The sequence below is a fragment of the Pseudomonas campi genome, from assembly GCF_013200955.2.
Taxonomy (GTDB): Bacteria; Pseudomonadota; Gammaproteobacteria; order Pseudomonadales; family Pseudomonadaceae; genus Aquipseudomonas; species Aquipseudomonas campi.
This window is the reverse complement of the sequence record NZ_CP053697.2, coordinates 550,949-570,069: the sequence shown is the minus strand read 5'-3', so window position 1 is coordinate 570,069 and position 19,121 is coordinate 550,949. Positions and strand designations below refer to the sequence as shown.

The window sequence follows — 19,121 nt, the reverse complement described above, 5'->3', positions numbered from 1 at the left end:
AGGCGGTGCGTGTTATTCGGTTTCCAGTTCGATGTCGATACCGAGCGAGCGGATCTCTTTGATCAACACGTTGAAGGACTCGGGCATGCCGGCCTCCATGCGGTGATCGCCGTCCACGATGTTCTTGTACATCTTGGTCCGGCCGTTCACGTCGTCCGACTTCACGGTCAGCATTTCCTGCAGGGTGTAGGCGGCGCCGTAGGCTTCCAGTGCCCAGACCTCCATCTCACCGAAGCGCTGACCACCGAACTGCGCCTTACCACCCAGCGGCTGCTGGGTAACCAGGCTGTAGGAACCGGTGGAACGAGCGTGCATCTTGTCGTCGACCAGGTGGTTCAGTTTGAGCATGTACATGTAGCCGACAGTGGTCGGACGCTCGAACTGGTTGCCGGTACGGCCGTCAGTCAGGCGCATCTGGCCGCTTTCCGGCAGATCGGCCAGCTTGAGCATGGCCTTGATCTCGCTTTCCTTGGCACCGTCGAATACCGGGGTGGCCATCGGCACACCGCCACGCAGGTTCTTCGCCAGGTCGAGGATCTCGGTATCGGACAGCTCGTTCAGGTTCTCCTGACGACCACCGATCTCGTTGTAGATCTGCTGCATGAACTTGCGCAGCTCGGCGACCTTGCGCTGCTCTTCGAGCATGCGGTTGATCTTCTCGCCCAGGCCCTTGGCCGCGAGGCCCAGGTGGGTTTCGAGGATCTGACCGACGTTCATACGCGACGGTACGCCCAGCGGGTTGAGGACGATGTCGACCGGGGTGCCATTGGCATCGTGCGGCATGTCTTCGACCGGCATGATCACCGAGACCACACCCTTGTTACCGTGACGACCGGCCATCTTGTCGCCCGGCTGGATGCGGCGCTTGATGGCCAGGTAGACCTTGACGATCTTCAGTACGCCCGGAGCCAGGTCATCGCCCTGTTGCAGCTTGCGCTTCTTGTCTTCGAACTTGTCGTCGAGCATCTGGCGACGGTCGCTGATGTAGGCCTGGGCCTTCTCCAGCTGCTCGTTGAGAGCATCTTCCGCCATGCGCAGCTTGAACCACTGACCGCGCTCGAGGCCATCGAGGTAAGCGTCGTCGATCACCGCGCCTTTCTTCAGGCCAGTACCGCCTTCGGCCTTGGCACCCACCAGGGCGGAACGCAGACGCTCGAAGGTGGCGCCTTCGACGATGCGGAACTCTTCGTTGAGGTCCTTGCGGATCTCGTCGAGCTGCGTCTTCTCGATGGACAGGGCACGCGAGTCGCGCTCCACGCCATCGCGGGTGAAGACCTGCACGTCAATGACAGTACCCTTGGTGCCGGTCGGCACACGCAGGGAGGTGTCTTTCACGTCGCTGGCTTTCTCACCGAAAATCGCACGCAGCAGCTTCTCTTCCGGCGTCAGCTGGGTCTCGCCTTTCGGAGTGACCTTGCCGACCAGGATGTCGCCGGCGCCAACTTCGGCACCCACATAAACGATACCGGCTTCGTCCAGCTTGTTCAGCGCAGCTTCACCCACGTTCGGGATGTCCGCGGTGATTTCCTCTGGGCCAAGCTTGGTGTCACGGGCCACACAGGTCAGTTCCTGAATGTGGATCGTGGTGAAGCGATCTTCTTGCACCACGCGCTCGGAGAGGCAGATGGAGTCTTCGAAGTTGTAACCGTTCCACGGCATGAACGCGACGCGCATGTTCTGACCCAGCGCCAGTTCACCCATGTCGGTGGACGGGCCGTCGGCCAGGATGTCGCTGCGCGCAACCTTGTCACCCTTGCTCACCAGCGGACGCTGGTTGATGCAGGTGTTCTGGTTGGAGCGGGTGTATTTGGTCAGGTTGTAGATGTCGACACCGGCTTCACCGGTTTCAACTTCGTCGTCATTGACGCGAACCACAACACGACTGGCATCGACCGAGTCGATCACGCCGCCACGACGAGCCACGACGCAAACGCCGGAGTCACGGGCAACGTTGCGCTCCATGCCGGTACCTACCAGCGGCTTGTCAGCACGCAGGGTCGGTACAGCCTGACGCTGCATGTTCGAACCCATCAACGCGCGGTTGGCGTCGTCGTGTTCGAGGAACGGAATCAGCGAGGCCGCAACAGAAACTACCTGCTTCGGCGACACGTCCATCAGGGTGACGTCTTCCGGCGCCTTGACGGTGAATTCGTTCAGGTGACGAACCGCAACCAGTTCGTCGGTCAGCATGCCCTTGTCGTTCATGGTCGCCGAAGCCTGGGCGATCACGTGATCGGCCTCTTCGATGGCGGACAGGAAGACGATTTCATTGGTGACCAGACCGGCCTTGACCACACGGTACGGGCTTTCCAGGAAGCCGTACTGGTTGGTGCGCGCATACGCAGCCAGGGAGTTGATCAGACCGATGTTCGGACCTTCAGGGGTCTCGATCGGGCACACGCGGCCGTAGTGGGTCGGGTGTACGTCACGGACCTCGAAGCCGGCACGCTCACGGGTCAGACCACCTGGGCCGAGTGCGGAAACACGGCGCTTGTGGGTGATCTCGGAGAGCGGGTTGTTCTGGTCCATGAACTGCGAGAGCTGGCTGGAACCGAAGAACTCCTTCACCGCCGCCGCAACCGGCTTGGCGTTGATCAGGTCCTGCGGCATCAGGCCTTCGCTTTCGGCCATCGACAGACGCTCTTTGACCGCACGTTCAACACGTACCAGGCCAACGCGGAACTGGTTCTCGGCCATTTCGCCGACGCAACGCACACGACGGTTACCCAGGTGGTCGATGTCGTCGACGATGCCTTTGCCGTTACGGATATCGACCAGGGTCTTGAGCACCTCGACGATATCTTCCTTGCTCAGCACGCCCGAACCTTCGATCTCGGTGCGACCGATACGACGGTTGAACTTCATGCGGCCAACAGCGGACAGATCGTAACGCTCGGCGCTGAAGAACAGGTTGTTGAACAGGGTCTCGGCAGCATCCTTGGTTGGCGGCTCGCCAGGACGCATCATGCGGTAGATCTCGACCAGGGCTTCCAGCTGGTTGCTGGTGGAGTCGATCTTCAGCGTGTCGGAGACGAACGGACCGCAATCGATGTCGTTGGTGTACAGGGTCTCGATGCGGACAACCTGCGCCTTGACGATCTTGGCCAGCAGGTCGGTGGTCAGCTCGGTGTTGCACTCGGCAACAATCTCACCGGTCGACGGATGCACGATGGCTTTCGCAGTGGTGCGGCCCAGCACGTAGTCGAGCGGAACCTCCAACTCTTTGATGCCGGCCTTGTCGATCTGGTTGATGTGGCGCGCGGTGATACGGCGGCCTTGCTCAACAATGACCTTGCCCTTCTCGTCCTTGATGTCGAACGCAGCGATCTCACCACGCAGACGCTGCGGCACCAGTTCCAGGTTGAGCGACTCGCCCTGCACGTGGAACACGTTGGTGGCGTAGAAGGCATTCAGCACTTCCTCAGTGCTGTAGCCCAGCGCACGCAGCAGCACGGAAGCCGGCAGCTTGCGACGACGGTCGATACGCACGAACACGCAGTCCTTCGGGTCGAACTCGAAGTCCAACCAGGAGCCGCGGTAAGGAATGATACGAGCCGAGTACAGCAGCTTGCCCGAGCTGTGGGTCTTGCCACGGTCGTGGTCGAAGAACACACCCGGCGAGCGGTGCAGCTGGGAAACAATGACGCGCTCGGTACCGTTGATGATGAAGGTACCGTTCTCGGTCATCAGGGGGATTTCCCCCATGTAGACTTCTTGCTCTTTAATGTCCTTGATCGCTTTGTTCGACGATTCTTTGTCGAAAATGATCAGGCGGACTTTGACCCGCAGCGGTACGGCGAATGTCACGCCACGCAGCACGCACTCTTTGACGTCGAACGCCGGCTCGCCCAGGCGATAGCCAACGTACTCCAGAGCAGCATTGCCGGAATAGCTGATAATCGGGAATACGGACTTGAAGGCCGCATGCAGGCCAACGTCGCGGAACTGCTCCTTGCTCGCTCCCGCCTGCAGGAATTCGCGGTACGAATCCAACTGGATGGCCAGGAGATACGGCACATCCATCACGTCCGGCAACTTGCTAAAGTCCTTGCGGATACGTTTTTTCTCAGTGTATGAGTAAGCCATCAGCGTTCCCCAGCTTGGTCACCTGCTTGTTTGGCTGCTCCCGACGGCAACAGCCAGAAAATCTTGCAAACCCTAGGTTTGCACCGCCCTCGAGCGGGTTTTCACGTTAGGGCGAAGGCCTGCGCACAGCGCCCATAACGGAAAAAGGCCGGTGGCAAAAGCCACCAGCCGCCAGCCTTAAGCGCAATGCTTGGGCTGTTGACGCAAGGTCGTCGCTTACTTGAGCTCGACTTTGGCGCCAGCTTCTTCCAGCTTCTTCTTGGCATCTTCGGCGGCGTCCTTGGACAGGCCTTCGGAGATGATCTGAGGAGCGGTGTCGACTTTCTCTTTGGCTTCTTTCAGACCCAGACCGGTCAGTTCGCGAACAGCCTTGATCACGTTGACTTTCTTCTCGCCAGCTTCGAGCAGAACAACGTTGAACTCGGTTTGCTCTTCAACAACAGCGGCAGCAGCAGCCGGGCCAGCAGCGGCAACAGCAGCGGTAACGCCGAAGGTTTCTTCCATGGCTTTGATCAGTTCAACAACTTCCAGAACGGTTTTCTGGCCGATGGCTTCGATGATTTGTTCGTTAGTCAGAGACATGACTATAAATTCCTGTATTGGGGTGACAGCCTACGCAGCCATCAAATTAAACATATGATTTTGAAAGTACTTTCGATGCCTTAGGCAGCGGCAGCTTCTTTCTGGTCGCGAACGGCCGCCAGAGTACGAGCCAGCTTGCTGGTAGCGCCTTGGATCACGCTCATCAGTCGTGCAATAGCTTCGTCGCGAGTTGGCAGCGAAGCCAACACGTCGATCTGGGTTGCTGCGAGGAACTTGCCCTCGAACGCAGCTGCCTTGATCTCGAACTTGTCGTTACCTTTAGCGAACTCTTTGAACAGACGAGCAGCAGCGCCCGGGTGTTCGTTGGAGAAAGCAATCAAGGTCGGGCCGGTGAAGGCGTCGTTGAGGACACTGTATTCAGTGTCAGCAACGGCACGACGGAGCAGGGTGTTACGTACGACACGCACGTATACGCCTGCTTCACGAGCCTCTTTACGGAGTCCGGTCATAGCGCCTACCGTCACACCGCGGGCATCAGCCACAACAGCAGACAGGGCGACTTTGGCAGCCTCGTTGACTTCAGCGACGATGGCCTTCTTGTCTTCGAGTTTAATTGCCACGGGTAAAACTCCTGCTTGTTACCGTTTCATCTGGCCGAGGCCGGATGTCGTTTTGGTGTCTGATTCGGTAAGGAACCGGGAGCACCATCTGCGTAGGCTTGAGGTTTAAGGCTTGCGCCGCCTACGGTCTTGGATAGCCCCCGCCAGGCAGGGACCCCAATTTTTCCAGGCCGACGAATTGCTCCGCCGGCCAAATCACTTACGCGTCGAGCGATGCCTGGTCGATGACCAGACCCGGACCCATGGTGGTGCTCAGGGTCACGCGCTTGACGTAGATGCCTTTCGAGGTGGACGGCTTCAGACGCTTGAGGTCCGACAGCAGGGCTTCCACGTTCTGCTTCAGGTGAGCGGCTTCGAAGCCGATCTTGCCAACAGAGGTGTGGATGATGCCGTTCTTGTCGGTACGGAAACGCACTTGACCAGCCTTGGCGTTCTTAACGGCAGTGGCCACGTCCGGAGTCACGGTACCGACCTTCGGGTTCGGCATCAGACCGCGCGGACCGAGGATCTGGCCCAGTTGACCGACAACGCGCATGGCATCCGGGGAAGCGATGACCACGTCGTAGTTCAGGTCGCCGGCTTTCATCTCGGCAGCCAGTTCGTCCATGCCTACGCGATCAGCGCCGGCAGCCAGAGCAGCTTCAGCGCCCGGGCCCTGGGTGAACACGGCAACGCGAACAGTCTTACCGGTGCCATTCGGCAGTACGGTAGCGCCACGTACGACCTGGTCGGATTTACGCGGATCAACGCCGAGGTTGATGGCGATATCGAACGACTCGGTGAACTTGACAGCAGACAGCTCAGCCAACAGCTTGGCGGCGTCTTCGAAGCCGTATTGCTTGCCGGCTTCGATTTTTTCAGCGATAGCCTTCTGGCGCTTGGTCAGCTTAGCCATTACACACCCTCCACGTTGAGGCCCATGCTACGCGCGGAGCCGGCGATGGTACGCACGGCCGCATCCAGATCAGCGGCAGTCAGATCAGCCGACTTGGCTTTAGCGATCTCTTCCAGCTGAGCACGGGTAACGGTGCCAACTTTGACGGTGTTCGGACGAGCAGAACCGCTGGTCAGGCCGGCGGCCTTTTTCAGCAGAACCGAAGCCGGGGTGCTTTTGGTTTCAAAGGTGAAGCTGCGGTCGCTGTAAACGGTGATGATCACAGGAGTCGGCAGGCCAGGTTCCATGCCCTGGGTACGGGCGTTGAACGCCTTGCAGAATTCCATGATATTCACGCCGTGCTGACCCAGAGCCGGACCAACGGGCGGCGACGGGTTGGCCTGAGCGGCCTTCACTTGCAGCTTGATATAAGCGGTAATCTTCTTAGCCATGAGCTACTCCAAATACGGGTTCAAGCGCCTAAAGAGGCTCCCCGGTTGATAACGCCTTTATCCCAGTGACGACAAAACCCCGCAGCCAATAGCTGCGGGGTACGGGATGATTTGTCCAGTTATGCCTTCTCGACCTGACTGAACTCCAGCTCCACCGGAGTGGAACGACCGAAAATAAGCACGGCCACGTGGATCCGGCTCTTTTCGTAGTTAACTTCTTCGACAACACCGTTGAAGTCGGCAAACGGACCATCGACAACGCGAACAGTCTCGCCCGGCTCGAACAGTGTTTTCGGCTTCGGCTTGTCACCGCTATCGGCAACGCGACGCAGAATAGCATCGGCTTCTTTTTCGGTAATCGGTGCCGGCTTATCAGCAGTACCACCGATGAAGCCCATGACGCGCGGCGTATTCTTGATCAGGTGCCAAGTCGCCTCGCTCATCTCCATCTGCACCAGCACATAGCCGGGGAAGAACTTGCGCTCACTCTTGCGCTTCTGGCCGTTACGCATTTCCACCACTTCTTCGGTGGGGACCAGAATTTCGCCGAAGACATCTTCCATGCCAGCCAGCTTGACACGCTCAACCAGTGAGCGCATGACATGCTTCTCGTAACCCGAGTAAGCATGCACAACGTACCAACGCTTAGCCACGGGACACCCTTAACCGACAATCATCGAAACAAGCCAGCCCAAGAGGGAATCAAGACCCCACAGAACCAGCGCCATGACCAGGACCACAGCCACCACGATCAACGTGGTCTGAGTAGTTTCCTGACGACTTGGCCATACAACCTTACGGATCTCCGTGCGCGCTTCCTTCGCCAGAGCAAAGAAAGCCTGACCCTTGGCGGTTTGCAGTGCGGCAAAACCAGCCACAACAGCAAGAACCAAGAGAACCAGCACACGATACAGGAGCGGCTCAGCCGAGAAGTACTGATTGCCGACCACGCCAGCGACCACGAGAGCGACAACAACCAGCCACTTCAGCGAGTCAAAGCGCGAGTCTTTAGCTTCAGCTTTGGCATTCATGAGAACAACCCTGTAGAAGAAATGCCAGATCCACTTATTCAGGAATCTGGCAGGCCAGGAGGGAATCGAACCCCCAACCTGCGGTTTTGGAGACCGCCGCTCTGCCAATTGAGCTACTGGCCTAAAACGAAGTCAGGCCGACCATTATGCCGGCCTGACAGAGCTAGATCAACCGATTACTCGACGATCTTGGCAACCACGCCAGCACCGACGGTACGGCCGCCTTCGCGAATCGCGAAACGCAGACCATCTTCCATGGCGATCGGCTTGATCAGGGTGACAACCATTTTCACGTTGTCGCCCGGCATTACCATCTCAACGCCTTCCGGCAGCTCGCACGAACCGGTTACGTCAGTGGTACGGAAGTAGAACTGCGGACGGTAGCCCTTGAAGAACGGAGTGTGACGACCGCCTTCTTCTTTGGACAGCACGTACACTTCAGCTTCGAACTTGGTGTGCGGCTTGATGGTGCCCGGCTTGGCCAGAACCTGACCACGCTCTACGTCGTCACGCTTGGTGCCGCGCAGCAGGACGCCGCAGTTCTCGCCAGCACGACCTTCGTCGAGCAGCTTGCGGAACATTTCAACGCCGGTGCAGGTGGTCTTGGTAGTGTCACGCAGACCAACGATTTCGATTTCTTCCTGAATCTTGACGATACCGCGCTCTACACGACCGGTAACTACAGTACCGCGGCCGGAGATCGAGAATACGTCTTCGATCGGCATCAGGAACGGCTTGTCGATAGCACGAACCGGCTCTGGGATGTAGCTGTCCAGAGTTTCAACCAGCTTCTTAACAGCGCTGGTGCCCATTTCGTTGTCATCTTGGCCGTTCAGAGCCATCAGAGCAGAACCGATGATGATCGGAGTGTCGTCGCCCGGGAAGTCGTAGGTCGACAGCAGGTCACGAACTTCCATCTCAACCAGTTCCAGCAGCTCGGCGTCGTCAACCATGTCAGCCTTGTTCAGGAAGACCACGATGTACGGAACACCTACCTGACGGGACAGCAGGATGTGCTCGCGGGTCTGCGGCATCGGGCCGTCAGCAGCGGAGCAAACCAGGATCGCGCCGTCCATCTGGGCAGCACCGGTGATCATGTTTTTTACGTAGTCGGCGTGGCCCGGGCAGTCAACGTGCGCGTAGTGGCGAACAGCCGAGTCGTACTCAACGTGAGCGGTGTTGATGGTGATACCGCGAGCTTTTTCTTCCGGGGCGCTGTCGATCTTGTCGAAGTCAACGCGAGCCGAACCGAATACCTCGGAGCAAACGCGGGTCAGAGCAGCAGTCAAAGTGGTCTTACCGTGGTCAACGTGACCGATGGTGCCTACGTTGACGTGCGGCTTGTTACGTTCGAACTTTTCTTTTGCCATTTTGACTGTCTCCCACCAATGAATTGAGCGAGTCACGCCGCCATTAAAACAAAGGCAGATATCTGCATATCTGCCTTTGTTGAAGTGGAGCTCTTGAGCGGATTTGAACCGCTGACCTCACCCTTACCAAGGGTGTGCTCTACCAACTGAGCTACAAGAGCGAAACACGTTGCGCAAACAGCAAACTTGGAGCGGGCAGCGGGAATCGAACCCGCATCATCAGCTTGGAAGGCTGAGGTTCTACCATTGAACCATGCCCGCGGAGCCTGCAACTCACGCGAAATTTGGTGGAGGGGGAAGGATTCGAACCTTCGAAGTCGTAGACGTCAGATTTACAGTCTGATCCCTTTGGCCGCTCGGGAACCCCTCCAAAACGAGGCGGCATTCTTAACTCATGCCACCCTACTGTCAAGCAATTTCTCAATAAAAACTTGAGGTTAGCAATTTCTGACAGCAACCCCGCAAGGGCCACCCTGCGAAGCGGGCGCCATTCTATGCAAACTAACGCAGGGTTGCAACGTCTTCGCACGGCATTAATTGATGTTGCAGGCCTTTAAAGTCAGCAGCCAATTGTTGCAGCAGGAAATCGTCAGCCAGACGCCGACTCTGCGGGGCAATCCGCACCCAATAGCTACGCTGGGCGCGGGGCAATTCACGCAACAAAGGCTCATAACCAGCGTCCGCCAAACGGCGCATGACACTCTGCGCGGAGTCGTCACGCGGGAAGATTCCCAGCGAAATACCGTTAGCCAGATCGCCCTGAGTGATGATGTAACTGTCGATCTTGCGCGCCTGCAATTCCTTTAACTGGCGCAGGGACGCCTGACGCGAGGCCAGGGGAGGCAAGTACACCCAATAATCCAGGCCAGCCGCCGCATCGACCGCACGCACATCACCCTGGATATCCAGCGACATCAGGCGCTGCTCAACCTGACGCGCCGCCGCCTCCTGCTGAAAGCTACCCAGGAACAGGCAGGTTTCTGCCACCCCTGCCGGCACCTCAGGCGCCACCACCTCACGTCGAGCTTGCGCCTTATCCGCCTCACTTAGCAGACGAATATTCTGCTGCTGCCCTCGATACAAGGACATCGGCTCGACTTCCTTGACCCGCAAAGGCGCCTGCTGCTGATGCCAGACGTAATAGAAGAGGTTGAGAACCAGCAGAAGCAAAAACAGCCAGCGCATAACGAACCTCAAGACAAGGGGCAGGCCAGCGCCAACCCAACAAAAACCAGATCAGAAACCAGGCGCGCCTGGGGCAGCATCTGGCGTACCAGGGCGGCGTCGCCCCCGGTAAGGAACACGCTAAAGCTCTCACCCCAGCGCTCACGCGCCAATTCCAGCTGCGTCAGCACAAAGCCACGCAACATCAGCGAGCAACCGCGCTCAACCGCCTCTGCTGTGGAGCGCCCTGGCTGCAAACTGTGCAACGCCTGCGCAGCCGCCGCATCGTCATAGCGAATACGCCGGGTATGCGTGCGCAGCTGATTGCGCATCAATGGCACGCCTGGGCAAATATACCCCCCCAGGTGCTCCCCATCGGCAGCCACAAAGTCCGAGGTGACCGCCGTGCCTAGATCGAGCACAAGGCAAGCCTGCCCCGAAAGGCGATAGGCACCGACAAGGGCCAACCATCGGTCCAGCCCCAGGCGCGCAAAGTCGCTATAGCCATTACGCACCCCAGCCAGCTCGCGGACAGGTTGTGCCGAGCACACCTCGACTGCAAACGCCTGCTCGAGACGAAACCGCAGCGCAGCCGTTTCTTCGTCACTGCGCACACTGACCAGGCGACAATACAGAGGGCTCGGAGCATTCACCTGACGTACCGCAGCAAGCAACTGCTCATCAGAATCCACCACCCCACCAGCCAAAGCCGGCTGCGACTCTGCCGCAATCAGGCGCCACTTGATAAAGCTATTGCCGCAGTCCAGCTCAAGAATCATTGCGCAACCTCAGACTCAGCTCGCCACCACTGAACTGGCGCTCTTCGCCAGCCACATCCAGACGTAGCGCACCTTGTTTATCCACACCCAGCACCACTCCTTCGATCTGTTGAGGACCCGCACTGAGGGTCACCGCCCGCCCCTGCCAGAGGTGCTCAACTTCCCACTCAGCCCGCACACCCGCAAAACCCTCGGCCACATGTAGCGCCAGATAATGCGCCAACCAACGGTTCAAACAGAGCACCAGAGCAGTACGATCTACCAGCACACCAGACTGCTCACGCAGGGATGTCCACGCCTGATCAATGGCAATAGAAGCACCGGGCAACATATTCGCATTAACCCCGACACCCACTACCACCTGACAGAGGCCGGCGGGGTCTCCCGACAACTCTAATAAGACCCCGGCAATTTTCCGCCCCGCCACCAGGACATCATTCGGCCATTTCAAACCCACACCAACACAACCAGACTCTTGCAGCGCTCGCAGCACCGCAACCCCCACAGTCAAACTGAGACCGTCGAGAGAATAACTGCCACCCTCAATGCGCAAGCCCAAGCTGTAGTAAAGGTTCTCACCGAACGGACTGACCCAGGCACGCCCACGTCGCCCGCGACCACTCTCCTGCCTCTCCGCAAGAACCAATAGCGGCGCTTGGCTTCCAGCGGCAAGCTGACGCAACGCCTGCGCATTGGTCGAGTCGATAGAGGGGAAGACTTCTGCAGTCCAGCCACAGGCAGAGCAAGCGTCGGCAATCAATGCGGGATCAAGCAGCGACAGCGGCGAGGCCAAGCGATAACCCCGACCACGCACGCGAAAAATATGCAGCCCCAGATCATCCTCCAGGCCCTGCAAACGCTTCCACACCGCACTGCGACTCACACCCAGTACACGCCCCAAGGCCTCACCGGAATGGAATTCGCCATCTTGCAGCAGCTGCAGCACATTCTGCATTCGAGTCTCGCCTAGCAAAGAGGCAGGCATGATAGCCATGCCATTCGCCCTTGCCTAGAAACGCCTGGCCTGAACTTTTCTAGCGCACAAAGCCAAACCCCCAACCCGTTTGCACGGATTGGGGGTTTGGGGATAGGAGCTTGACGATGACCTACTCTCACATGGGGAAGCCCCACACTACCATCGGCGATGCGTCGTTTCACTACTGAGTTCGGGATGGGATCAGGTGGTTCCAACGCTCTATGGTCGTCAAGCAATTCGTTTGCTGTATCGGTGTTTAGTCGCTACAGCTAATTGGGTATGTGATGTCTGTTGGTATTGCGTGTTCAGGCAAATTTTCGGTCTTTGTCGACTTCTGTCGAGACACACAAACAGCAAATTGTTTGGGTGTTATATGGTCAAGCCTCACGGGCAATTAGTATTGGTTAGCTCAACGCCTCACAGCGCTTACACACCCAACCTATCAACGTCGTAGTCTTCGACGGCCCTTTAGGGAGCTCAAGGCTCCAGTGAGATCTCATCTTGAGGCAAGTTTCCCGCTTAGATGCTTTCAGCGGTTATCTTTTCCGAACATAGCTACCCGGCAATGCCACTGGCGTGACAACCGGAACACCAGAGGTTCGTCCACTCCGGTCCTCTCGTACTAGGAGCAGCCCCTCTCAAATCTCAAACGTCCACGGCAGATAGGGACCGAACTGTCTCACGACGTTCTAAACCCAGCTCGCGTACCACTTTAAATGGCGAACAGCCATACCCTTGGGACCGGCTTCAGCCCCAGGATGTGATGAGCCGACATCGAGGTGCCAAACACCGCCGTCGATATGAACTCTTGGGCGGTATCAGCCTGTTATCCCCGGAGTACCTTTTATCCGTTGAGCGATGGCCCTTCCATACAGAACCACCGGATCACTAAGACCTACTTTCGTACCTGCTCGACGTGTCTGTCTCGCAGTCAAGCGCGCTTTTGCCTTTATACTCTACGACCGATTTCCGACCGGTCTGAGCGCACCTTCGTACTCCTCCGTTACTCTTTAGGAGGAGACCGCCCCAGTCAAACTACCCACCATACACTGTCCTCGATCCGGATAACGGACCAGAGTTAGAACCTCAAAGTTGCCAGGGTGGTATTTCAAGATTGGCTCCACGCGAACTGGCGTCCACGCTTCAAAGCCTCCCACCTATCCTACACAAGCAAATTCAAAGTCCAGTGCAAAGCTATAGTAAAGGTTCACGGGGTCTTTCCGTCTAGCCGCGGATACACTGCATCTTCACAGCGATTTCAATTTCACTGAGTCTCGGGTGGAGACAGCGCCGCCATCGTTACGCCATTCGTGCAGGTCGGAACTTACCCGACAAGGAATTTCGCTACCTTAGGACCGTTATAGTTACGGCCGCCGTTTACCGGGGCTTCGATCAAGAGCTTCGCTTGCGCTAACCCCATCAATTAACCTTCCGGCACCGGGCAGGCGTCACACCCTATACGTCCACTTTCGTGTTTGCAGAGTGCTGTGTTTTTAATAAACAGTCGCAGCGGCCTGGTATCTTCGACCGGCATGGGCTTACGCAGTAAATGCTTCACCCTCACCGGCGCACCTTCTCCCGAAGTTACGGTGCCATTTTGCCTAGTTCCTTCACCCGAGTTCTCTCAAGCGCCTTGGTATTCTCTACCCAACCACCTGTGTCGGTTTGGGGTACGGTTCCTAGTTACCTGAAGCTTAGAAGCTTTTCCTGGAAGCATGGCATCAACCACTTCACGTTCTAAAAGAACGCTCGTCATCAGCTCTCAGCATTAAGCGCCCGGATTTACCTAAGCACTCTGCCTACCACCTTAAACTTGGACAACCAACGCCAAGCTGGCCTAGCCTTCTCCGTCCCTCCATCGCAGTAACTAGAAGTACAGGAATATTAACCTGTTTCCCATCGACTACGCATTTCTGCCTCGCCTTAGGGACCGACTAACCCTGCGTCGATTAACGTTGCGCAGGAAACCTTGGTCTTTCGGCGTGCGAGTTTTTCACTCGCATTGTCGTTACTCATGTCAGCATTCGCACTTCTGATACCTCCAGCAAGCTTCTCAACTCACCTTCACAGGCTTACAGAACGCTCCTCTACCGCATCACCTAAGTGATACCCGTAGCTTCGGTGTATGGTTTGAGCCCCGTTACATCTTCCGCGCAGGCCGACTCGACTAGTGAGCTATTACGCTTTCTTTAAAGGGTGGCTGCTTCTAAGCCAACCTCCTAGCTGTCTAAGCCTTCCCACATCGTTTCCCACTTAACCATAACTTTGGGACCTTAGCTGACGGTCTGGGTTGTTTCCCTTTTCACGACGGACGTTAGCACCCGCCGTGTGTCTCCCATGCTCGGCACTTGTAGGTATTCGGAGTTTGCATCGGTTTGGTAAGTCGGGATGACCCCCTAGCCGAAACAGTGCTCTACCCCCTACAGTGATACATGAGGCGCTACCTAAATAGCTTTCGAGGAGAACCAGCTATCTCCGAGCTTGATTAGCCTTTCACTCCGATCCACAGGTCATCCGCTAACTTTTCAACGGTAGTCGGTTCGGTCCTCCAGTTAGTGTTACCCAACCTTCAACCTGCCCATGGATAGATCGCCCGGTTTCGGGTCTATACCCAGCGACTAAACGCCCTATTAAGACTCGCTTTCGCTACGCCTCCCCTATTCGGTTAAGCTTGCCACTGAATATAAGTCGCTGACCCATTATACAAAAGGTACGCAGTCACCCAACAAAGTGGGCTCCCACTGCTTGTACGCATACGGTTTCAGGATCTATTTCACTCCCCTCTCCGGGGTTCTTTTCGCCTTTCCCTCACGGTACTAGTTCACTATCGGTCAGTCAGTAGTATTTAGCCTTGGAGGATGGTCCCCCCATATTCAGACAAAGTTTCTCGTGCTCCGTCCTACTCGATTTCATGACTAAGAGATTTTCGCGTACAGGGCTATCACCCACTATGGCCGCACTTTCCAGAGCGTTCCGCTAATCTCAAAGCCACTTAAGGGCTAATCCCCGTTCGCTCGCCACTACTAAGGGAATCTCGGTTGATTTCTTTTCCTCAGGGTACTTAGATGTTTCAGTTCCCCTGGTTCGCCTCTTGCACCTATGTATTCAGTACAAGATAACCATCTTATGATGGCTGGGTTCCCCCATTCAGACATCTCCGGATCAAAGTCTGTTTGCCGACTCCCCGAAGCTTTTCGCAGGCTACCACGTCTTTCATCGCCTCTGACTGCCAAGGCATCCACCGTATGCGCTTCTTCACTTGACCATATAACCCCAAGCAATCTGGTTACTGCCTCAAACGTGAAGACGACATTCGCCGAAAATTTGCATAGAGAACACGCAAATTTTACCTTGACGCGACATGCTGCCAGTGAAAGCAACACATCGGTCTACTTCTATCACATACCCAAATTTTTAAAGAACAGTTCTGGCGCAAAGACCAGAATTCAATGCTCATCTAGAAGCATTCAATTCTGTGCTTTCAGCGATTTAAGAGTTAATGGTGGAGCCAAGGAGGATCGAACTCCTGACCTCCTGCGTGCAAGGCAGGCGCTCTCCCAGCTGAGCTATGGCCCCATTTACGGACTGGCCACATCCCTTGACAATTGGTGGGTCTGGGCAGATTCGAACTGCCGACCTCACCCTTATCAGGGGTGCGCTCTAACCAACTGAGCTACAGACCCAATCGTCTTACTCTCGGGTAATAACCCAATCGCTTTTCGCAAGTGAATCAAGCAATTCGTGTGGGAACTTATGAAGAAGCTGAAGTCTTCGATTAAGGAGGTGATCCAGCCGCAGGTTCCCCTACGGCTACCTTGTTACGACTTCACCCCAGTCATGAATCACTCCGTGGTAACCGTCCCCCTTGCGGTTAGACTAGCTACTTCTGGAGCAACCCACTCCCATGGTGTGACGGGCGGTGTGTACAAGGCCCGGGAACGTATTCACCGTGACATTCTGATTCACGATTACTAGCGATTCCGACTTCACGCAGTCGAGTTGCAGACTGCGATCCGGACTACGATCGGTTTTATGGGATTAGCTCCACCTCGCGGCTTGGCAACCCTTTGTACCGACCATTGTAGCACGTGTGTAGCCCTGGCCGTAAGGGCCATGATGACTTGACGTCATCCCCACCTTCCTCCGGTTTGTCACCGGCAGTCTCCTTAGAGTGCCCACCATAACGTGCTGGTAACTAAGGACAAGGGTTGCGCTCGTTACGGGACTTAACCCAACATCTCACGACACGAGCTGACGACAGCCATGCAGCACCTGTGTCTGAGTTCCCGAAGGCACCAATCTATCTCTAGAAAGTTCTCAGCATGTCAAGGCCAGGTAAGGTTCTTCGCGTTGCTTCGAATTAAACCACATGCTCCACCGCTTGTGCGGGCCCCCGTCAATTCATTTGAGTTTTAACCTTGCGGCCGTACTCCCCAGGCGGTCGACTTAATGCGTTAGCTGCGCCACTAAGATCTCAAGGATCCCAACGGCTAGTCGACATCGTTTACGGCGTGGACTACCAGGGTATCTAATCCTGTTTGCTCCCCACGCTTTCGCACCTCAGTGTCAGTATCAGTCCAGGTAGTCGCCTTCGCCACTGGTGTTCCTTCCTATATCTACGCATTTCACCGCTACACAGGAAATTCCACTACCCTCTACCGTACTCTAGCTCAGTAGTTTTGGATGCAGTTCCCAGGTTGAGCCCAGGGCTTTCACATCCAACTTGCTGAACCACCTACGCGCGCTTTACGCCCAGTAATTCCGATTAACGCTTGCACCCTTCGTATTACCGCGGCTGCTGGCACGAAGTTAGCCGGTGCTTATTCTGTCGGTAACGTCAAAGTAGCAACGTATTAGGTTACTACCCTTCCTCCCAACTTAAAGTGCTTTACAATCCGAAGACCTTCTTCACACACGCGGCATGGCTGGATCAGGCTTTCGCCCATTGTCCAATATTCCCCACTGCTGCCTCCCGTAGGAGTCTGGACCGTGTCTCAGTTCCAGTGTGACTGATCATCCTCTCAGACCAGTTACGGATCGTCGCCTTGGTGAGCCTTTACCTCACCAACTAGCTAATCCGACCTAGGCTCATCTAATGGCGCGAGGTCCGAAGATCCCCCGCTTTCTCCCGTAGGACGTATGCGGTATTAGCGTCCGTTTCCGAACGTTATCCCCCACCACTAGGCAGATTCCTAGGCATTACTCACCCGTCCGCCGCTCTCAAGAGGTGCAAGCACCTCTCTACCGCTCGACTTGCATGTGTTAGGCCTGCCGCCAGCGTTCAATCTGAGCCATGATCAAACTCTTCAGTTCAATACTGCTTGGGTTTTGAGAAAACCCTAAACTTGGCTCAGCAATCGCAAATAAACTCTTTGAATTCACGAAGAGTTACTTGTGTTGCTGATAATCTTGCGACTAACAGTCTTACTCCACAAGCACCCACACGAATTGCTTGATTCAAGTTGTTAAAGAGCGTTTCGATTAAGTCTTTCGTCTCAACCAAGGCCGCGCATTCTACAGCAGCCTTTCTTTCTGTCAACCAGTTTCGAAGAATTTTTCGTTTCTTCTCAACCGCTTGCGCTTCCGATCTGCTTTCGCTTCACATCGGCGGGAGGCGAATTCTACAGCGTTCAAACTCGCTGTCAACCACCTCTTTCAAGCTTCTTCAGCTCTTTCGAACCGAAGCACCGACAGGATCAAACCACCACCCTGTCAGCCCGGCGCATTCTACTCGAATCCGCCACCGTCGCAACCTTTATTTTCATCTAACCTCTTGTTTAACAAGGAGTTTTCAGATCATGCTGCACCGGAAGAGGTGCGCATTATAGGCCCGCAGATTTCGCCGTCAACGCCTTTCTGAAACTTTTATTCAGCTTTCAGCGAGATACGCGCAAAGGCCTTCTTGCCGGCCTGACAAACATGCGTGGCACCCAGCTTGAACATGAAGCCGCGATCAACCACCTCGCCATCTACCTTCACACCACCGGAACCCAGCAGATCCCGTGCGCCAGCAGCATTCTTCACCAGGCCCGCCTTATTAAGGACGGAAGAGATCGGCATGCCTTCAGCCGCCAGCAGCTCAACCTCAGGCAGATCTTCCGGCAGCTCACCATCCTTCATACGGTTGCCCGCGGAACGGTGCGCAGTAGCCGCAGCATCTTCGCCATGGAAGCGCGCCACAATCTCTTCAGCCAGCTTGATCTTGATGTCACGCGGGTTGGCACCCTTCTCTATATCCACCCTGAACTGCTCGATCTCCTCCATGGAGCGGAAACTGAGCAGCTCGAAGTAACGCCACATCAGCGCATCCGGCATCGACACCAGCTTGTTGTACATGACACCAGGCGCCTCCTGGATACCTATATAGTTACCCAGCGACTTGGACATCTTCTTGAGGCCATCCAACCCCTCAAGCAGCGGCATGGTGACGATGCACTGCGACTCCTGCCCGTAGGCACGCTGCAGCTCGCGCCCCATCAGCAGGTTGAACTTCTGGTCGGTACCACCCAGCTCGACATCCGCACGCAGAGCGACCGAGTCGTAACCCTGCACCAATGGATAAAGGAACTCGTGGATGGCGATCGGCTGATTGCTGCTGTAGCGTTTATCGAAGTCATCACGCTCGAGCATACGTGCCACGGTGTACTGCGAGGTCAGGCGAATGAAATCGGCCGGCCCCATCTTGTCCATCCAGGTGGAGTTGAAAGCTACTTCGGTCTTCGCCGGATCAAGGATCTTGAACACCTGAGTCTTGTAGGTCTCGGCGTTCTCCAGCACCTGCTCGCGAGTCAGCGGCGGACGCGTAGCACTCTTGCCGCTGGGGTCACCGATCATCCCGGTGAAGTCGCCGATCAGGAAGATCACCTGGTGCCCCAGTTCCTGGAACTGGCGCAGCTTATTAATAAGCACGGTATGCCCCAGGTGCAGATCCGGTGCCGTAGGATCGAAACCGGCCTTGATCCGCAGCGGCTGGCCACGCTTTAGCTTCTCAACCAGTTCCGCTTCGACCAGAACCTCTTCCGCACCGCGCTTGATCAGCGCCAGCTGCTCTTCAACCGACTTCATGACAGGACTCGTCGCCACTCAAAAACAAAAGGGAACCAACCATACAAGATCACTGACCAATTACAAGCTCTGCGGCGGGGGCATGCCACTGGGCCGATGCAACGCCTGCAGGGTTGCCTATAGAGAAATTTGATTATATTTTAGTCAGTTAATGCATTCTT

12 protein-coding genes, 6 tRNA genes and 3 rRNA genes are annotated in these 19,121 nt (G+C 56.2%); all 21 read right to left on the bottom strand.

The features are described 5' to 3' along the window. Window positions 1-12: 12 nt before the first annotated feature. The 21 genes from rpoB to tyrS all read right to left on the bottom strand — a co-directional run bounded on the left by rpoB (window position 13) and on the right by tyrS (window position 18,960). On the bottom strand, window positions 13-4,086 hold the full coding sequence (rpoB, locus tag HNE05_RS02485; protein ID WP_173203024.1) for a DNA-directed RNA polymerase subunit beta: 4,074 nt from the start codon (window positions 4,084-4,086) through the stop codon (window positions 13-15). Window positions 4,087-4,302: 216 nt separating this feature from the next. Continuing rightward, the gene (gene rplL / locus HNE05_RS02480; protein ID WP_173203022.1) at window positions 4,303-4,668 is read right to left on the bottom strand and encodes a 50S ribosomal protein L7/L12; all 366 of its coding nucleotides are present in this window, start codon (window positions 4,666-4,668) and stop codon (window positions 4,303-4,305) included. 80 nt (window positions 4,669-4,748) lie between these two features. Continuing rightward, window positions 4,749-5,249 carry a 50S ribosomal protein L10 gene (rplJ, locus tag HNE05_RS02475; protein WP_173203020.1) on the bottom strand — a complete coding sequence of 167 codons (501 nt, stop codon included), beginning with the start codon at window positions 5,247-5,249 and terminating at the stop codon, window positions 4,749-4,751. Window positions 5,250-5,448: 199 nt separating this feature from the next. Further along, window positions 5,449-6,144 carry a 50S ribosomal protein L1 gene (gene rplA / locus HNE05_RS02470; protein ID WP_173203018.1) on the bottom strand — a complete coding sequence of 232 codons (696 nt, stop codon included), beginning with the start codon at window positions 6,142-6,144 and terminating at the stop codon, window positions 5,449-5,451. Further along, window positions 6,144-6,575, bottom strand: coding sequence for a 50S ribosomal protein L11 (gene rplK, locus HNE05_RS02465; RefSeq protein ID WP_173203016.1), 432 nt, complete (start codon window positions 6,573-6,575; stop codon window positions 6,144-6,146). Before rplK ends, rplA begins: the two co-directional genes overlap by 1 nt. A gap of 119 nt (window positions 6,576-6,694) precedes the next feature. Further along, window positions 6,695-7,228 (bottom strand): transcription termination/antitermination protein NusG, encoded by a 534-nt coding sequence (nusG, locus tag HNE05_RS02460; RefSeq protein ID WP_173203014.1) that lies wholly within the window; start codon window positions 7,226-7,228, stop codon window positions 6,695-6,697. A gap of 9 nt (window positions 7,229-7,237) precedes the next feature. After that, window positions 7,238-7,606, bottom strand: a complete 369-nt coding sequence (secE, locus tag HNE05_RS02455; RefSeq protein WP_173203012.1) for a preprotein translocase subunit SecE — start codon at window positions 7,604-7,606, stop codon at window positions 7,238-7,240. A gap of 47 nt (window positions 7,607-7,653) precedes the next feature. Then, window positions 7,654-7,729, bottom strand: a tRNA-Trp gene (locus HNE05_RS02450). 53 nt (window positions 7,730-7,782) lie between these two features. Beyond that, on the bottom strand, window positions 7,783-8,976 hold the full coding sequence (tuf, locus tag HNE05_RS02445) for an elongation factor Tu (RefSeq protein ID WP_173203010.1): 1,194 nt from the start codon (window positions 8,974-8,976) through the stop codon (window positions 7,783-7,785). Between the two features lie 85 nt (window positions 8,977-9,061). Next, window positions 9,062-9,137: transfer RNA gene (locus tag HNE05_RS02440), tRNA-Thr, on the bottom strand. A gap of 26 nt (window positions 9,138-9,163) precedes the next feature. Beyond that, window positions 9,164-9,237 (bottom strand) — tRNA-Gly (locus HNE05_RS02435). 24 nt (window positions 9,238-9,261) lie between these two features. Next, a tRNA-Tyr gene (locus HNE05_RS02430) sits at window positions 9,262-9,346 on the bottom strand. 131 nt (window positions 9,347-9,477) lie between these two features. Then, a complete protein-coding gene (locus tag HNE05_RS02425) occupies window positions 9,478-10,161 on the bottom strand; it encodes an SPOR domain-containing protein (protein WP_173203008.1) in 684 nt (227 codons plus the stop codon). Window positions 10,162-10,169: 8 nt separating this feature from the next. After that, the gene (locus HNE05_RS02420; RefSeq protein WP_173203006.1) at window positions 10,170-10,919 is read right to left on the bottom strand and encodes a pantothenate kinase; all 750 of its coding nucleotides are present in this window, start codon (window positions 10,917-10,919) and stop codon (window positions 10,170-10,172) included. Next, on the bottom strand, window positions 10,909-11,874 hold the full coding sequence (birA, locus tag HNE05_RS02415) for a bifunctional biotin--[acetyl-CoA-carboxylase] ligase/biotin operon repressor BirA (RefSeq protein WP_173203004.1): 966 nt from the start codon (window positions 11,872-11,874) through the stop codon (window positions 10,909-10,911). Before birA ends, HNE05_RS02420 begins: the two co-directional genes overlap by 11 nt. Before the next feature lie 138 nt (window positions 11,875-12,012). After that, window positions 12,013-12,128 (bottom strand): 5S ribosomal RNA (gene rrf, locus HNE05_RS02410). Between the two features lie 140 nt (window positions 12,129-12,268). Further along, a 23S ribosomal RNA gene (locus tag HNE05_RS02405) occupies window positions 12,269-15,160 on the bottom strand. A 235-nt stretch (window positions 15,161-15,395) separates the two neighbouring features. Then, a tRNA-Ala gene (locus HNE05_RS02400) sits at window positions 15,396-15,471 on the bottom strand. Between the two features lie 30 nt (window positions 15,472-15,501). Next, window positions 15,502-15,578, bottom strand: a tRNA-Ile gene (locus HNE05_RS02395). Between the two features lie 93 nt (window positions 15,579-15,671). Next, window positions 15,672-17,208 (bottom strand): 16S ribosomal RNA (locus tag HNE05_RS02390). The 16S, 23S and 5S rRNA genes sit together here with 2 tRNA genes alongside, the layout of an rRNA operon. 552 nt (window positions 17,209-17,760) lie before the next feature. Beyond that, the gene (gene tyrS, locus HNE05_RS02385) at window positions 17,761-18,960 is read right to left on the bottom strand and encodes a tyrosine--tRNA ligase (protein WP_173211581.1); all 1,200 of its coding nucleotides are present in this window, start codon (window positions 18,958-18,960) and stop codon (window positions 17,761-17,763) included. Window positions 18,961-19,121: the final 161 nt, after the last annotated feature.

What these genes read in the sequence shown, in the direction of transcription:
- tuf (WP_173203010.1), bottom strand. Translation starts at nt 8,976, where the DNA reads ATGGCAAAAGAAAAGTTCGAACGTAACAAGCCGCACGTCAACGTAGGC.
- HNE05_RS02420 (WP_173203006.1), bottom strand. Translation starts at nt 10,919, where the DNA reads ATGATTCTTGAGCTGGACTGCGGCAATAGCTTTATCAAGTGGCGCCTG.
- birA (WP_173203004.1), bottom strand. Translation starts at nt 11,874, where the DNA reads ATGCAGAATGTGCTGCAGCTGCTGCAAGATGGCGAATTCCATTCCGGT.
- secE (WP_173203012.1), bottom strand. Translation starts at nt 7,606, where the DNA reads ATGAATGCCAAAGCTGAAGCTAAAGACTCGCGCTTTGACTCGCTGAAG.
- rpoB (WP_173203024.1), bottom strand. Translation starts at nt 4,086, where the DNA reads ATGGCTTACTCATACACTGAGAAAAAACGTATCCGCAAGGACTTTAGC.
- rplL (WP_173203022.1), bottom strand. Translation starts at nt 4,668, where the DNA reads ATGTCTCTGACTAACGAACAAATCATCGAAGCCATCGGCCAGAAAACC.
- rplK (WP_173203016.1), bottom strand. Translation starts at nt 6,575, where the DNA reads ATGGCTAAGAAGATTACCGCTTATATCAAGCTGCAAGTGAAGGCCGCT.
- HNE05_RS02425 (WP_173203008.1), bottom strand. Translation starts at nt 10,161, where the DNA reads ATGCGCTGGCTGTTTTTGCTTCTGCTGGTTCTCAACCTCTTCTATTAC.
- rplA (WP_173203018.1), bottom strand. Translation starts at nt 6,144, where the DNA reads ATGGCTAAGCTGACCAAGCGCCAGAAGGCTATCGCTGAAAAAATCGAA.
- tyrS (WP_173211581.1), bottom strand. Translation starts at nt 18,960, where the DNA reads ATGAAGTCGGTTGAAGAGCAGCTGGCGCTGATCAAGCGCGGTGCGGAA.